We start from the raw sequence: 16,763 nt of genomic DNA, 5'->3' as shown, positions 1-16,763 counted from the left end.
TGTAGGACAAAAGGAACGAGAGCAGACGCCTAACTACTGATGGCTGTGCTCTCGTTTTCTTATGTGCAAATTATGATGGATAAGGTTATATATAACATAATTAACAAGATCTTAAGGATGATACTATGGACCAAGAAACCGTTTACCAATATCTAATGTTTTGTAATTTCATGTAGAATACGCTACAATAGCGGAAGCACATACTATTTTTAGAGGGTGAAGATGAATTTATGAAGCCGATATTATCAAAAGCGCAGCTCGACTACATGAAGGCGAAGACCAAGTTCGAGGAAAAAGCCAAAGTGATGGAGAAGAAGATTGAGCTGGCTCGTGCCGCTCATGATGAGATAACTCAGGAAGTCATGGAGGGACTCGTTGTTGAGACAGGCTTTCATGATTCATTTAACGAAATGACAGCGGCTGAGAATGCGTTGATCCAATGGTCTCATACAACAATAAAACATGACAAATCATATCGTACGAATAAAGCAGAGATTGATCAGATGTACAGCACGCTGCACAGCAATCCGGAGATGCGTGCACGAATTATCCAGCTTGCTATGAAGATTCGATAGTATTCTACAAAGGGCGCCCACAGGGCGTCTTTTTTGTTGTCATATTATGTAATTGACCCAATGTTATGGGAATCGGAAATGGTTTTGAAAATATTTTTAAAAAAACTTTGTAACAACCGCAACTTTTTGAGAAATCAAACGTTTATAATGTAGAACGCAATGAGGAACCCAAGATTATCCGATGCAAGAAGATTGTCTATTAATTAGAAAAATGTTCTTTACGGAGTATGGGACTCGTTGTATAATACCTAGGTAGGATTAGGAAATCTATTCTAGTTTGTAGTGTTCTCTCGTTAACAAGATTCTGTGATATCGTCACAGACATCATTTATGATTTATGCTCAACTCGGGAAAGGAGGTGCAGGACAATGAGTGATAAGAGCTACCAAATTAAAGAAAACAATCAAGTGATGATTCAAGGAGGAGAAAAAAAGGTTATGAAGAAAATTTTATCCGTAGCACTGTCTACAGCAATGGCATTCTCGATGTTTGCTTCTGTTGCATTCGGTGACGATGCGCTTAACACACAACAGAAATTTGATGTATTGAAAGAAAAAGGTATCTTCACTGGCTATCCAGATAACACTGCTGGTCTTGATAAAGAAATGACTCGCGCTGAGTTCGCGAAAGTTTTGGTAGGCATCATGGGTCTTGAGCCAATCCAAGGCAAAGCATCTTTCAAAGACAAAAACTACAAAGCTGACAAATGGCCAGCTCCTTATGTAGAAGCAGTATACGCTGCAGGCATCATGGAAGGTAAAAACACAACGAAAATGATCTTCGACTTCAACGGTAAAATCACCGTTCAAGAAATGGCGAAGGTTCTCGTTACTGCTCAAAAGCTTGAAGTTCCAACAGAAACGAACAACAACGCTTCTGACTGGGCTAAAGGTTATGTTCAAGCAGCAATCAACGCTGGTTTGGTAGATGCTAAAACAAACCCTAAAGCTAACGCTTCCCGTTCCCAATTGGTTGAAGTTGCTTACACAATCTACTTGTCGCAACAAAAACCAAAAGTGGTTTCTTATGATGTAACTGAGAGCGGTAAAGTTGTAACTTTCAAACTTGCTAACAACGAAGAAGTGAAAGTTGAACTGGAAACTCCACTGAAAGCTAACACAGCTACTGAAGTGAAGTTCAAACATAACAACTACGAGTACACTGAAAGTGTAACTTGGAAGGTAACTTCTGCTACTAAAGTTGAATCCGCAACTTCCACTAACTTGAAAGAAGTTGAAGTTGTATTTGACGGTAAAGTTGACAAAGCGTCTGCTACTGACAAAAACAACTATGTCATCGATTCCAACTCTAAAGGAATCAAATCCATTTCCGTACTGGAAGATGGTAAATCTGTACGTATCCTGTTGAACGAATCCAGCAAATTCGTACAAGGAACAACATACAAGATTGTTGTGAAGAATGTTAAAGGTGATCAAGGCGCTGCAATCCCACAAGGTGAAGTGTCCTTCTCATCGTCCGACAACACGCTGCCAACAGTTTCCGAAGTAAAAGCTCTTGGAACTAAAGTTATTAAGGTAACTTTCTCCGAGCCTGTTATCGCTCCATCCAGCAGCAACTTCCAACTGGATGACAAAGCGTTCACTGGTTCCGTAACGCAAGGTGCAAACCAAAGAGAAGTTATCTTGAGAGACTACACAGGTGGAATTTCCGTCGGTGCTCACAAATTGACAACTTCCCTGGTTGAGGACTACGCAGGTCTAAAATCTTTGGCTGATACCAAAGAATTCACAGTTGCAGTTGATACTGAAGGTCCGAAGGTTACTGAAATTTCTGCTACTCTGGAAAAAGTAACAGTAACATTCGATGAAGAAATCGATCCTGCTTCCGTAACAGAAGATAGCTTCTACTGGAAGTCTGGCGACAGCAAGAAAAAAGGTAAAGCAACTCAAATCGCAGCAAACGTTTATGAAGTTGATTTCTCTGCTAACCGTTTGCCAGGATATGAAACTAACCTGTTCGTTGAGGTTAAAGACTACTCCGGTAACGTGAATCCTGTGAAGGAACATAAAGTAACAGCAAGTATTGACTTGGTTCAACCTCGTGTACTTGAAACTACATTCGGTAATGACAGAGCAAACACGTTGACAGTTCGTTTTGACAAAGCAGTAGATGCTGCTGACAAAAAGTACTTCACTGTTAAAAAAGGTAGCGATGTTATTCCTGTGAACAATGTAGTGGCTGCAGATGCATCGAACAAAATCTTCTACGTTAGTTTCTTCAGCACTCTTGAAGGTACTTACGACCTGAAGGTTAAAGATGTAAAAGACAGAACAGCATTGCAAAACACTATGGTTGAGTACGATGGTACATTTGTAGCGGCTGATGTTACTAACCCAGACGTTTCTAATGTGGATTACAACGATTCAACTCGTAAATTAGCATTGCATTTTGGAAGAGAAATGGATGTTTCGACTCTTCAAAACAAAGGCAGCTACTATATCGATTTCCAAAAGAACGGTGCTAACACACAAAGAATTGCTATCCCTGCTGAAGTTAGAGTGGATGTAGTAAATGGTGCTAAATCCGTAGTGCTTCAGTTCCCAGAGTTCATTAACGGAACAAAAGTTTCGTTTGGAACGAACGGTTCTGTTAAAGGAGTCCATGCAATTGGTCTCAAATCTAAAACAGGACAATCGGTTTCCTGGACTAGCGCGGGCTTAGGAGAGGCAAAACAAAGTAAACTCGAATGGACAAAAGCTGTTCAAAAGGATGCTAAAACCTTTGAACTTGAGTTCAATCAAGTAATTGCTTATGCTAGCGCTAGTGATTTCACTGTTAACGGTACTTACCCATCAGAAGTGAAAATTGATGGAGCTAAAGTAACATTGAAAACAAGCAATGAGCATTTAAATGGTGGAACAATCACTTTGTTTGCTAACAACTCCATCGAAACTTATTCCAACAACAGACTTAACCTTAATGGTAATGCTGTGATGAATATTCAAAACACTGTAGCACCTAAAGCTACTGGTGTTACTAAGAGAGAAGACGCGTCGTTTACTGTTACCTTCTCTACTTATGTAGATTCCAAAAACGGTAAAGTTGAAGATCTGAGAAATGACTTCATTCTTAAAGATCTTTCCAAGGATAATACTCCAGTTATCCCTGCAACTGACTATACTACTTCCTTCACTACTGATGGAAAGGGTAATGTTGTAGTGACACTTACTAACCCTGAGCTGCTTAAAGCAAATCCTCCGATCTCTGTGCAAGTTCGTAAGGATGCTCAGTATATGGTTGCAAGAGGAACAGATGTTAAAGCCGTTGAATCCGATGTATTTACTGTCGAGGCTCCTACTGCACCAGCTGTCGCACCAGTAACCGTACAATCTACAACTTATGACACAGCGACTTCTACACTGACTGTTAATGTAGATAAGAACATTAAAGGCATCGTTAATGGTAAAGTTTCGATTGCTACTAATAAAGGAACAACTCTTTATGATGCAGAATTGCCTGCTGTTGGAAAAACCTTCAAAGTAGTAGTTGGTAAAGAAGATACCATTAATGGCGGAGAGTTGAAAGCTAGTGTTGTTCTGGAAGATAATACAACAGTTGATTTGAAAGGTACTATCAAGTACTAAAATCGACATACCAAAATAAAGCTTAGCATCTAAGCTTTGACACACCGGAGAACATTATGTTCTCCGGTGTGTTTTTTAATTTTCCAAAGAAAACAATCCTTAGCTTACCTAAGTAGGGTTGTTCAGTTCTGGTTTTTTCTTTATAGTTAAATAGTATAGATTACCTTAGGAGGAACAGATTAAATGAAACCTTATTTAAAGGTTGGCTTGGCGGCTCTGACGATTGGAGCTGGCATCTGGATTGGTGCAACTTACAACAACACCGCCACCGGCGCTGGCACCACCCCAGGTACTACTGACGACCCGGTCGTCACCAAAAGCTACGTTGACCAACAAATTCAGCACGCGCTGAATGGCGGTAGTGGAGGGTCTACGAATCCAACAAATCCTACAAATCCAACTCAGCCATCCCAAGGTGCTGATGAGGTTAAGAACGTTGCGCTGAAACCAGGCAAGATTCTGATTGCCGATGCAGGAACGGAGTTCATTGTTCGCTCAGGTAATGCTGTGATTTACACAGAAGTCGCTAGCGGCGTTGCAGACCTTACGGACGGTAAAGACCTCTTAAATGGTGAAACTGCGCCTAAGAACCATCTGCTTTCTTTCCCCCGTGAAGGTCGGGGCATCCAGGTGAAAGAAGGGCAGACAAGCAATCTGATTGTCATGGTCCGTGGCGGGTTCACCATTAAGTAGGAATCCACTAGGATCCGTTTAACTCCTGCTAATACTTGCTCTAACCTGCTTAGAGGCATGGCAACATTTTATCGGTATAATCCTCTTATAATTATTGCCAGTAGTGACAACGTTTTATACGTGTGGGTGCTTTGAAATCAACAAATAATACTTCTGTAAAAACAAATACAGGAGGTGTATTTTCATGGCACGCAGCAGTCGTAACCGTCAAGTGGTACCGGAGAGTCGTGAAATGCTGAAGCAAATGAAATACGAAATTGCAGCAGAGTTTGGATTACCCGTGGGATATGGCAGCGGTTCCAATGGAGCCGATACGGAATTTGGCTCTGAGTTAGGAATCATCGGTGGTGGATCTTCCAGCCGTCGTCCTGGGTGGGGGCATCTAACATCCCGTGAGAATGGATCGGTTGGTGGAGAGATCACTAAACGTTTGGTTCGAAACGCTGAACAAAGTCTCTTCGGTAAATTGTAGTTGTTTTTCAGTTAAAAGCGGAACTTATCCTTGACTAAATCCGATTGAGAAACCCAAGAAAATCCTTGGAAAGCAGCTTACTTACTGGATTGACACCTAGTAACAAATAAGTTAATATGCATGTTGAGGATTGTACATTTCAAACCTTTTCCTGTCGGAAAAGGTTCATTTTTTGTGTAGGACCTTTTGATATATCACATACTATTCATATGGGAGGTTGATCTCATGTCTTTAACAGGGCGACGTTTATTTACATCTGAGTCCGTAACTGAAGGACATCCGGATAAAATCTGTGACCAGATTTCTGATGCGGTACTCGATGCTTTTTTGGCTAACGATCCGAACGCACGCGTAGCTTGTGAAGTTTCCGTTGCGACTGGTCTTGTTTTGGTCATTGGTGAAATTAGCACTAAATCTGAATACGTGGATATTCCATCCATTGTACGCAATACTGTGAAGGAAATCGGGTATACCCGTGCAAAGTACGGTTTTGATTACAATACATGCGCGGTGTTAACATCGCTGAATGAGCAATCTGCCGATATTGCACAGGGGGTAAACGCTGCACTGGAGAATCGTGATCCTTCCCAAATGGACAAGGAAACCGAGAACATAGGTGCTGGTGACCAAGGTCTGATGTTTGGTTTTGCAACCAACGAGACGCCAGAATTGATGCCTCTTCCGATTGCATTGTCTCACCGTATCGCTCGTCGTTTGTCCGAGGTTCGTAAAGACGGTACGCTGGACTACCTGCGTCCGGACGGTAAAACCCAGGTAACGGTTGAGTATGACGGCAATACACCGGTCCGTGTGGATACGATCGTGGTATCAACTCAACATGCCGAAGAAGCAACGCTGGAGCAAATCCAGAAAGATATTAAAGAACAAGTCATTCTTCCTGTCGTGCCAGCTGAATTGCTGGACGCAGAAACTAAATATTTCATTAACCCTACCGGACGTTTTGTTATCGGCGGTCCTCAAGGGGATGCTGGCCTGACAGGCCGCAAAATTATCGTGGACACCTATGGCGGCTACGCTCGTCATGGTGGCGGTGCATTTTCCGGTAAGGATCCTACAAAGGTTGACCGTTCCGCTGCTTACGCGGCTCGCTACGTGGCTAAAAACCTAGTTGCCGCAGGACTTGCGGACAAGTGTGAAATTCAATTGGCTTACGCTATCGGTGTCGCTAACCCAGTGTCGATTAGTGTTGATACTTACGGAACTGGTAAAGTGAGCGAAGAGAAGCTGGTTGAGCTTGTGCGTAACAACTTCGACCTGCGTCCGGCTGGAATCATCCGCATGCTGGATCTTCGTCGCCCGATCTACAAGCAAACCGCTGCTTACGGACACTTTGGACGTACAGATCTGGATTTGCCTTGGGAACGCGTAGACAAAGCGGAAGCACTGAAAGAACAAGCTGGCGTAAACTAAGGTAATCTTAAGATATGTTCCAGATATAAAGTTTAGGCATGTGCTGATTTAATTTTTCTTCTGAAAAAAATCGGCACATGCCTTTTTTCTGCTTCTTAATTCTCATAGTGAGTAGAGATTCAACTCAGTTGGATATGAAAATATGACAAAAATGAAATAATTAAAAAGTTGATTACCCACTATGGTTATCAGCTTTTTTAATGAATAAATGGAAAACGAGGAATAAACTTTATGACAAACTAGTTACTTTTACATGAAAATATAGTAACATAGGATTGATTTACATAGACTCCTAAAAAATTCCGCTATAAATTTTACAAGACTTGTTGTACGATACGCGAAAGTGTTTTTTTATAACAAATTCGTAACTTTTCCGCAAAAATGAAGTCTATTAATTAGAGACTTTATATGTTCGGCATCCGTGTTGAACGATAGATGGGAGAGTTACGATTACATGGTTAGTCAGGGGAAAACACTGAAGTCTACAACATCAGGTGTAGGCAAGAAATGGTTGATTATTACATTGGCAGGAGTCATCTGGGTGGGTCCTGTGCTGAGCAGCGGAATACCAGTGATAGGGAACCTATCAACATCCTCGGTAGCTTATGCGGCATCAACATCGGCTAAGAAGCTTGGCGAGGAAATCATTACTTCCGGTGCGGTTTTGATGAAGTATCAGTATATCAACAGTACAGGCGCAAAATCGCTGGCGAATGTCGTTCGGGTGGATCTGAACAACAAATATGTGAAGCTGGATGTCATGACAGGCCAAGGGAATAAATTTACAACGAGACAAAGCACGGGAGGAATGGCTAAGGAGAACGGCGCGGTAGCTGCTATTAACGGTGACTTTTTTAATACCGGCAGCGAAGGGGCTCCGATGGGTGCTCAAGTATCGAATGGTCTGTTGATGTCAACGCCTTCGGATCTGAAAGGCATGTATGCTTTTGGAGTAACGAACAATGGAACGCCAATTCTGGATGAGTTTGCATTCTCGGGGAGTATTACAGCTGAGAATGGAGCCTCATTCCCGCTCGCGGGTATGAACAAAACATCCTATGCGCCAGAAGGCACCGGATCAACGTATAGCCATGCCAATACAGCTTATATCTACACAAGCGCATGGAAGGCTGTTGAGCGTCCTAAGAACAGCTCGACAACGCCAACGGAGGTTATGGTAACGGATGGGGTCATAACCGATATTTCAGTAATGGCAGGATTGCCAACAGCGATACCGGAGGGAAGCTACATTTTGCGAACCCATGGGGCTGCGGCAGAGTTCGTGAAAAAAAATCTGGCTGTCGGTCAAAAGCTGGAAGCGAATTATGCTCTGGTGTCCAAAAAATCAGGTAAAGAACTGGACCCGTCTACACTCCAAATGATGATTGGCGGCCATACGATTCTGGTGGATAACGGCAAGGCAACATCATTCTCTCGAAACGTGAATTCGATTGGAGGGAGCAGGGCACGTACAGCCGTAGGTTACTCCAAAGACGGACGATACGCCTACCTGATTGCTACGGAGAGCAACGATAACAGTAAAGGCATGACGCTGCAGCAGCTTCAGGATTTCATGACAAAGGTTGGCGTATGGAAGGGGATGAACCTCGACGGCGGCGGATCGACAACGATGGTAAACCGTCCACTAGCTGAGATGAATACCCAGTTGACCTTTAACACGGAATACGGCACCACGCAGCGCAGCATTGTTAACTCACTTGGCGTGTTCTCCACAGCACCTCAGGGCAGCTTGAAGGGCTTAAAAGTAAGTGGCAGCAACACGCTCCTGATCGGTCAAATGGGCACCTATGAACTAAAAGGCTATGATACCTACTATAACCCAATTGAAGCAGGTTCGATTAAACCGACTTGGAAGTCCAGCAACGGCAATCTAGCGGTCAACGGACAAAGCATTAAAGCGACGAAGCCGGGTACATCGACACTGACAGCAGTAAGCGGCAGCACGAAAGCTACGATGCAAGTCAAGGTGCTGGGCGCTGATGATCTTGTTGCGTTGACTACAGGCGTATCAAGCGCACCGCTGCAGGCTGGAACGAGTGTTTCCGTGCCGGTGACGGCCGTAACAAGCAACGGCCAGAGCTTGGAGGTTCCGAGCAGCGCGCTGAAATGGGAGTTTATCGGATTTAAAGGCAGCGTCAAAGACGGCCGCCTGACCGTATCCTCCGTGAACAGCAATACAAAAGTCGGTTATGCCATCGCACGCTATGACGGCTTTAGCACGGTCGTTATTTTGTCGGCAGCGGGCGAAAGCACGTGGGAGAACTTCGAGAATGTGAATTACCCGGTGAAGTTCACGACCAATGTGCCGACAGTTACCGGGACTGCAGCGATCAAAAATGGCAGCGGAGCAAAGGCATCGTCCAAAGTCTTGAACTTGACCTATGATATGACAAGCGGATTAGGGCAAAAAATGTACGCTTACGCCGAGTTGAATGGTACAACTGGCAAAGTGATTCCTGCACAGGCTACGGCCATGACCATTGATGTGGAGGGAGATAACAGCCTGAACTGGCTGCGCGCTGAACTCCAAGACAATAATGGAAAAACCGTATACGTCGACTTGGCAAAAGCAATTGATTGGAGCGGTTGGAAGACGCTGAGCCTCGATCTCAGCGGATACAACATTGCATTCCCGGCACAGATGAAGCGGCTGTATGTGGTGAACGTGGAAGAAGGCCAGGACGAGCGTGCATTGACAGGAGCTGTATCTTTTGACGATATCCGCTTCACAATGCCGTCTCTATCAGGGAATGAAGGACTTCCAACCGGCAAAGCGGTCATGACCATTGGGCAAAAATCTCTTATGCTGAATGGTTCGAAAGTGGCAATAGATTCGGCGCCAATTCTGAAAAATGGGACGACCTACGTTCCGATTAAACACGTGCTCGACGCGTTCGGCGGGCATGCAACCTGGAACCAATCTGCTCAGCGGGTAGGCGTCCTGAGAGGCGGCATGTTCATGGAATTAACGGTCGGCAAGAAGGAATTCATTCTAAACGGTAAGCGCAGTTCGGCGGCTGTATCACCTATGGTCCAAGGCGGTAGGACTTTGGTCCCTCTTCGTCTCGTTTCCGAGCAATTAGGCCTTAAAGTAAAATGGGACAAGAACACGAAGACCGTTACGATCGAATCGTGATATGGTATGATATGTATATGAAACGTTAGAAATGGAGTAGAGTGCGTGGATTATCAAGCCGATGCCATCGACCGTGTCATAAAAAATGCCATCAAAGTGATGGAGGACAGCAAATACCAAATGTTCGAAATATTGGAGGCGTCGCGGCAAGAGCTTACGTCTCTCAATCATGAACTGCAGCGGACATTAAAAGAAACGACGGAAACCTTAGAGAAGGTAGATCAGCTGGAGCTGAACTACCGCCGTTCCCGGATCCGGCTGACCGAGGTCAGCCGGGATTTTGTCCGGTACAAGGAAGAGGACATCAAGCAGGCGTATGAGAAAGCAACCCAGCTACAGCTTGACCTCATGATCTACCGGGAGAAGGAAATGTATCTGAAGGCAAGACGAGATGAGCTGCAGAAGCGGGTTCGTAATGTCGAGAACTCCGTGGAGCGTGCAGAATCGATCGGATCTCAGATGGGCGTGGTATTGGAATACTTGTCCGGAGAGCTGGGTCAGGTATCCCGAATCATCGAATCTGCCAAAAACAGACAGGTCATTGGTCTCAAAATTATTTTGGCGCAGGAAGAAGAACGGAAGCGCATATCCAGGGAGATTCATGATGGACCTGCACAATTGCTGGCGAATCTGGTTCTTAGGACGGAAATTGTAGAAAGAATGCTCGCAAAGCAGGAATTTAAGATGGTGCAGGACGAAATAGTAGATTTGAAGGGCCAGGTTCGATCGAGCTTGGAGGAAATGCGAAAAGTCATTTTCAATCTGCGTCCAATGGCACTCGATGATCTAGGATTAATCCCCACATTGCGTAAATACGTGCATGATTATGAAGAGAAATCGAAAATCCGCACGATCTTCGAGACACGGGGAAAAGAGCATCGTCTCTCTTCTGCGATGGAGGCGGCCATCTACCGGTTGGTGCAGGAAGCACTTTCGAATGCTGCAAAACATGCTTACCCGACTTATGTGCTTGTTGAAATCACGTACCAGGCGCAATTGGTCAAAATCGTTGTACAGGACAATGGCCTGGGATTCAATGTCGATTTGCTGGAGCAGAAAAGCAAGGACCACTTTGGGTTAATTGGCATGCGGGAGAGGGTTGAGCTGCTCGAAGGGAGAATGGAGATCGATTCAGCTGAGAATCAAGGAACGAAGATCGTGATTCATATCCCGACGAACGTAGAAAAGAGAAAGGAGTAATCGGATGGAACATTTGGAGAAAGAGAACGCGATTATTAAAGTATTATTAGCGGATGACCACCAGCTGTTTAGGGAGGGTCTGAAGCGTATACTGAATATGGAGGACGACATTGACGTTATCGGAGAATGCGGCGATGGAATTCAAGTGCTTGAGTTCTGTAACGAAGTGAAGCCGGATATCGTGCTGATGGATATCAACATGCCCACCGAAAATGGCGTTCAAGCAACTGAGAAACTACGTGAAATGTTTCCTGAGATCAAAGTTATCATTCTGTCGATTCATGACGATGAAAGTTATGTGTTTGAAACGCTCCGTAAGGGAGCAAACGGTTACCTCCTGAAGGATATGGAAGCCGAGTCACTGATTAATGCGATTCGTTCGGTACATGAGGGATATGCATTTATCCATCCGAAAGTTACGGGTAAGCTCATTCAACAGCTCCGCCGAATGACTTATGTAAACGAAGCAGGCGCTATGGCTGAGGGCGGTTCGCGTGAGGCTGGAGTCAAGTTTGTGGCAGGCGAGAATAACCCATTGACAAGGCGCGAAGCGGAAGTGCTTAGACTAATGGCCGAAGGCAAGAGCAACAAGATGATAGGGGAATACCTGTTCATTAGTGAAAAAACTGTAAAAAACCACGTCAGCAGCATTTTGCAGAAGATGGAAGTGGACGACCGTACACAAGCGGTTATCAACTCGATCAAATATGGCTGGGTGACGTTGTAATCGCCGATCCGAATGCACGGACGCGTCTTACATAGGGAGGGAACTGCCAAGGGCGGTTCCTTTTTGTTATGATGATTTATAGGTTTTCAGCGAAGCTGAACAAATTCGATAATCGCAAGAAGACATACTTCAAAAGGCGGTCTGTCTTCCGTGAAGGTTCGCCCCAAAAGATGTTGTTCTTATGGTGTTTGAGCCGTTCCCATTAAGTTCTGTGTGGGCTCTGATTACATAGCTGTCACCGTACCCTCCTGACCAGCATATATTGTTGATAAGAGAAGGAGGTGAGTCTCATGGTTGCCCAATTGCTGTGGATACTCGCGGTGTACGGGATTGCTGTTGCTCTGATTCATATCGTGCATGCCCGTCATCTTAGAAGAGCCGGTGAAGGCACGGGGCGGCGCAGGCATTATGTGCTGATCACGTCCAACCATGAGCGGCAGGTGGAATGGTATTTGAGAGCCCTTTCATGGTATGCCCTGCTGAGCGGGACGCGCGTGCGTGTCACCGTCCTTGATGATCAGTCGTACGATGATACGCTGAAGATTGTCCAGAGATTGACTCATTTGTCCGGAATTGAACTGGTATATGGGACTTGGAAGTCCGATGACTCGGCATCACGGGAAATGGGTGCCGGTCCGAATGAAGAAGAAGTGATACGGATCGATCTAAGAAACCCGATGGAGGCTGTTCGGATTCCATATGTACAGGGTTAAACATCAGCAAGTTGTTTTGGTTACCAGGTTGGTATTCATATTGTTAAAGGCGTGAAGCACACTCCAAGCGTAAGCGAAGGGTGTGTTTTTTGTGTTTCTTGGAGGGAGAGTGGCTATCTAATATCAAAATGTGCTTGTTCTTATTTTGTCTACAGCTGAACCTCGCTGAACCTCCTGCATTCAACTCCGTTCTTGTTTCCATGTGATTCTCTGTCTCTCATAGCGGTACTTGTACCCGACTAGGAGAAGTGGGAATAGAGCGGTTAAATTAGGGGTGTGACAGATTTCGACATAGGGCATCGTGAGAAGGATCTATTTCATAATGTAATGGTCTCAGCATGGAACTGGTAAGCCGTAGATATGAAATCTTGCTTAATAACGTACCAGCACTCGGCATTTTACCAGCTTATATGTCTCATTATTGGAGTTGATGTCATGCAGATTGCCATATATGCCATTCGAACATCAGAGAAATGGAAGTGTTTTCTCTCGCTGGATATGCGGGTGGATCTTCAATGGTGGTATGGAGTGAAACGATGGACGGATGAGAAAACCAGCGTACGCTCATTGGTGCTGTTATCAACACAAGTTCCATTAGGGTGGGCCGTTGTCATTCAAGAGAGATTTCGATCCAACCAAGACATGGATCAATGGGGGAAATCGGAATGGCAGAAATATTTGTACCAGAGCTTAAGTTCGTTTTTACTACAAGAGCCTGAAGGAAACAAATCACAATGGAGTCTTTTGTTTACGGAGATTCAGCTATTGGACGGATCGTATGTAAATTCCGTTATCGAAAAAAGGAATGTGGTTGAGGATTGGACTTTGTTGGTACAGCAGGCGGAGCTGCTGATTCAGTGCATGGCAGGACGAGCCTTGCTTGCCGGCGAGGTCGAGGCTTTGTTGGCGGAGGTCGCCTGGGACACCAGCGACTGGCGCTCCGCGGCCCAGCTCGGCGTCCTGCTGGGCCGCCTGCGTTTGGAAGCGGGGCTGGCACAGCCCGCCCCGCAGGGTGCGCCCGGCTGGCTGCGCCGCCGGGCCGTGGCGCTCCGCTGCCGGCGATGCGGCAGCGAGGCCAGGGGCCGCACGGCATGCGCCGCGTGCGGCTCGGCGGCTTGCGCCTATTGCGAGGCCTGCCTCGCGATGGGGCGCAGCCGCGCCTGTGCCCTGCTGCTGCATGGCGCAGCAGGGTCGGCCGTGCGGGGCCCGGCCGGGGGTTCCCCCACCGCGGCCTTGGGCCGGTGGGGGCTTAGCGCAGCGCAAAGCGCCGCCGCTAGCGCTGCGCTGCGGTTTTTGGCGGAGCCGCCCGCAGGGGGCTCCGCGGGGCCCGCCCGGTTTCTCATCTGGGCGGTGACCGGTGCCGGAAAGACTGAAATGATCTTTCCGCTGCTGCATTCTATTCTGGATGCGGGTGGGCGCGTGCTGGTTGCCGCGCCAAGACGGGACGTGGTGCTGGAGCTGGCACCACGCTTATCTAAGGCTTTTCCGGAACAGACAGTGGTCACGTTATACGGGGGAAGTCCGGACAGATGGAAGCAAGGGAGCATCACACTGGCAACGACGCATCAGCTGCTGCGTTTCAGGGGAGCTTTTGACCTGGTCGTGATCGATGAGATTGATGCGTTCCCTTATCATAATGATCCGATGCTGGATTACGCGGCCAAAGGTGCTTGCAAATCAGGGGGGAAGTATATCTATCTGTCAGCCACTCCACCAACGTCTTTACAGCGTGAGGCAGCTGCAGGCCGATTGCCGCATGCCAAAGTCCCCGCACGCTTCCACGGTCATCCATTACCCGTACCGCAAAAGCTGAAAATCTCGACGGTGAACCGCTGTCTACAGGAAAAAAAGCTTCCCCCACCTTTGGTCCGTAGTCTGAGTGCATCTCTTTCCCGTGGTGCTCAAGTGTTCCTGTTCGTTTCCCGCATCAAGCATATTGATCCGATGCTGGAGCTGCTTCGCAAGGCCATTGCCAATATGCCGATTGAAGGAACTTCATCCATCGATCCGGAACGGGCAAGCAAAGTGATGGCCTTTCGTAACCGTGAGATTCGCTTGCTTGTGACAACGACCATTCTTGAACGAGGGGTAACGGTTCCGAAAAGTGACGTGTTTATTTTAGATGCGGACAGTGAGCTTTTTGACGAAGCTGCATTGGTTCAAATGGCCGGCCGCGCGGGCCGATCCAAGGATGATCCGGCAGGACGGGTGGTATTTGCTGCGCCTCAATGGACTCGGAGCCAAAGCTCGGCAGTCCGGCAAATCAAGGCGATGAACCGAATCGCACGTAAAGGCGGGTATTTATGGTCTGTTCAGGAATTGTCGAATGACTAGGGGATTGAGTTAAACATGATATTTAGTGTTAGCTTTCATAGACTCTCATAGCTCTCATTTACTCCCATGGCTCTCATAGCTCATAGTTCATGAAACCTCATGGATCCTCATGGATCCTCATAATTCTTCATATAACTCATCTTTAACAAACGATTGATAGATATGATAGAAGGAACAGTGGTAAGTCAGGAAAATGTAGTAATGGAATTGGAAATCAACTGGATGCTCAGCTTTGAGAGTTTTGGGTGATTGGGTTTCATCGGGACATGAGTTTCTATCTAAGACGTATGTATTATTCAATCAGGAATCATTTTAACACTTTCAATTTAGTTGAGGAAAATACTATCAGGCATATATCGGCAATCGCGGCAATGGGTGTGGCGATATGCACGCGCTGTTAGCTGTGTACTTTTTTTATCTGGTTTATTGGTGTTCTTTATTCTATCTCTCTTAGAAAGGAAGGAGCATATTTGATATCAAATGTCTTTAGCCATTTGCTCGGGCATATGCATCGTTTGCTCAAACCGATTGACGAAACCTGCCTCACTTGTGGAAAAACAGGTTCATTCAACCGGGAACTTCCGGGAATATGCCGTGCCTGTTATCGGATTATCCCCTGGATCATGAAACCCAAATGTTGGCGATGCGGGCGGGGAATCGGCTGTCCCGATTGTATTCGATCAGGCATGAACGAGCGGAGCTTTATTTTGAATCGGAGTGCGGTAACCTATGATACGCAGATGAGAGAGTGGTTGGCCCAGTATAAATATAGGGGGAATGAGCGTTACGCTCCTCTTTTGATAGAAATGATGTTACGGGTATACACGCTGCTCCATCGGGAAGCGAACATCCATTTGGGCAATAAGGGGTCACGGAATTCTGGCAACATACCATGGAGTATACATGCCGTCACTTCGGTTCCGGTCAGTGAGGAAAGGCTTCAGGAAAGGGGGTTCAATCAAGCGGAGGTGCTCGCACAAGGGCTTGCGCTTAGAATAAAGGCGCCTTGTGTTCGGCTGCTGGAACGTAGACGTCACACGAATAAACAGAGTTTCAAGAGCCGGATGGATCGGCTAAAGGATATGGAGGGTGTTTTTGGTGCGTTGCAGGATGCACCTGATGTACTGTGGTCCATAAGCAGGCAGGTAGTAGAGCATAATCGATCTCAAGTGCGGACATCACGGATCAAAGGACCTTTCCGTATATTATTGGTAGATGATATATACACAACCGGGAGTACGATTAACGCTTGTGCTCAGGTTTTGCGGAGATATGAATCCATTGTAGAAATGCCCATCGAGATCTATAGTTTAACCTGGGCTCGTTCGTAAATGATTAAATATAGGAAAAATGTGTGGATTCTGTTACCGAATGATAGACGTAAGGCCTAAGATAATGTAATCTAGGGGTATTAAAGGTTCTATGTGGCATGGAGGTTGTTGAGCATGAATCTGGGGAATTGCCCTCGGTGCGGCAAGTTATATACGGTTAATATTCGGGAATTATGTCCTGATTGCATGAAGGTTATTGAGAAGGAATATGAAAAATGCGCAACCTTCCTTCGTGAGCAAAAAGGTGCAACTATTCATGAGGTATCTGAGGCTACGGAAGTATCTGTGCGGCAAATTACGAAGTTTATCAAGGAAGGCCGGATCTCGATTGCGAACGCGCCAAACCTGGCGTATCCTTGCGAAGTTTGCGGAACGTTGATTCGTGAGAGCAATATGTGCGAGTCCTGCCGGACGCGCTTAACGAGGGAGCTAAGGCAGGCTGCTGCTGGCGACCAGGAAAATCAGCCTGGGTCCAGAAAAGACAGAGAGACTTACAGTGCAGTCGATAAACTGCGCAAATACTAA

At 46.1% G+C, this 16,763-nt stretch carries 12 protein-coding genes; all 12 read left to right on the top strand.

What is annotated here, in order from left to right; all coding sequences use genetic code 11:
• Positions 1-230 precede the first annotated feature (230 nt).
• The 12 genes from NYE54_RS31345 to NYE54_RS31290 all read left to right on the top strand — a co-directional run bounded on the left by NYE54_RS31345 (position 231) and on the right by NYE54_RS31290 (position 16,763).
• Complete coding sequence (locus NYE54_RS31345; protein WP_098749212.1) at positions 231-575, top strand: hypothetical protein; 345 nt, start codon at positions 231-233, stop codon at positions 573-575.
• A 368-nt stretch (positions 576-943) separates the two neighbouring features.
• Positions 944-4,180, top strand: a complete 3,237-nt coding sequence (locus NYE54_RS31340) for an S-layer protein (protein WP_339268487.1) — start codon at positions 944-946, stop codon at positions 4,178-4,180.
• Between the two features lie 183 nt (positions 4,181-4,363).
• The gene (locus tag NYE54_RS31335) at positions 4,364-4,873 is read left to right on the top strand and encodes a hypothetical protein (protein WP_339268485.1); all 510 of its coding nucleotides are present in this window, start codon (positions 4,364-4,366) and stop codon (positions 4,871-4,873) included.
• A gap of 184 nt (positions 4,874-5,057) precedes the next feature.
• Positions 5,058-5,345, top strand: coding sequence for an alpha/beta-type small acid-soluble spore protein (locus NYE54_RS31330; RefSeq protein WP_339268484.1), 288 nt, complete (start codon positions 5,058-5,060; stop codon positions 5,343-5,345).
• A 225-nt stretch (positions 5,346-5,570) separates the two neighbouring features.
• A complete protein-coding gene (gene metK, locus NYE54_RS31325) occupies positions 5,571-6,776 on the top strand; it encodes a methionine adenosyltransferase (RefSeq protein ID WP_098749208.1) in 1,206 nt (401 codons plus the stop codon).
• A 454-nt stretch (positions 6,777-7,230) separates the two neighbouring features.
• On the top strand, positions 7,231-9,933 hold the full coding sequence (locus NYE54_RS31320) for a stalk domain-containing protein (RefSeq protein WP_339268482.1): 2,703 nt from the start codon (positions 7,231-7,233) through the stop codon (positions 9,931-9,933).
• A 45-nt stretch (positions 9,934-9,978) separates the two neighbouring features.
• Positions 9,979-11,133, top strand: coding sequence for a sensor histidine kinase (locus tag NYE54_RS31315; protein ID WP_076324005.1), 1,155 nt, complete (start codon positions 9,979-9,981; stop codon positions 11,131-11,133).
• Positions 11,134-11,137: 4 nt separating this feature from the next.
• Positions 11,138-11,860, top strand: a complete 723-nt coding sequence (locus tag NYE54_RS31310; protein ID WP_076324006.1) for a response regulator transcription factor — start codon at positions 11,138-11,140, stop codon at positions 11,858-11,860.
• A gap of 290 nt (positions 11,861-12,150) precedes the next feature.
• Entirely contained in the window at positions 12,151-12,573 is a 423-nt protein-coding gene (locus NYE54_RS31305; protein ID WP_339268481.1) for a hypothetical protein, read from the top strand.
• Between the two features lie 435 nt (positions 12,574-13,008).
• Positions 13,009-14,907: a helicase-related protein gene (locus NYE54_RS31300; protein ID WP_339268479.1), complete on the top strand. Its 1,899-nt coding sequence runs from the start codon at positions 13,009-13,011 to the stop codon at positions 14,905-14,907.
• A gap of 623 nt (positions 14,908-15,530) precedes the next feature.
• Positions 15,531-16,238, top strand: a complete 708-nt coding sequence (locus NYE54_RS31295) for a ComF family protein (protein WP_339268478.1) — start codon at positions 15,531-15,533, stop codon at positions 16,236-16,238.
• 114 nt (positions 16,239-16,352) lie between these two features.
• Positions 16,353-16,763, top strand: coding sequence for a TIGR03826 family flagellar region protein (locus NYE54_RS31290; RefSeq protein ID WP_339268476.1), 411 nt, complete (start codon positions 16,353-16,355; stop codon positions 16,761-16,763).

It is taken from the genome of Paenibacillus sp. FSL K6-1330 (genome assembly GCF_037976825.1).
Lineage (GTDB): Bacteria > Bacillota > Bacilli > Paenibacillales > Paenibacillaceae > Paenibacillus_AQ.
This window is presented reverse-complemented; position numbering and strand designations above follow the sequence as displayed.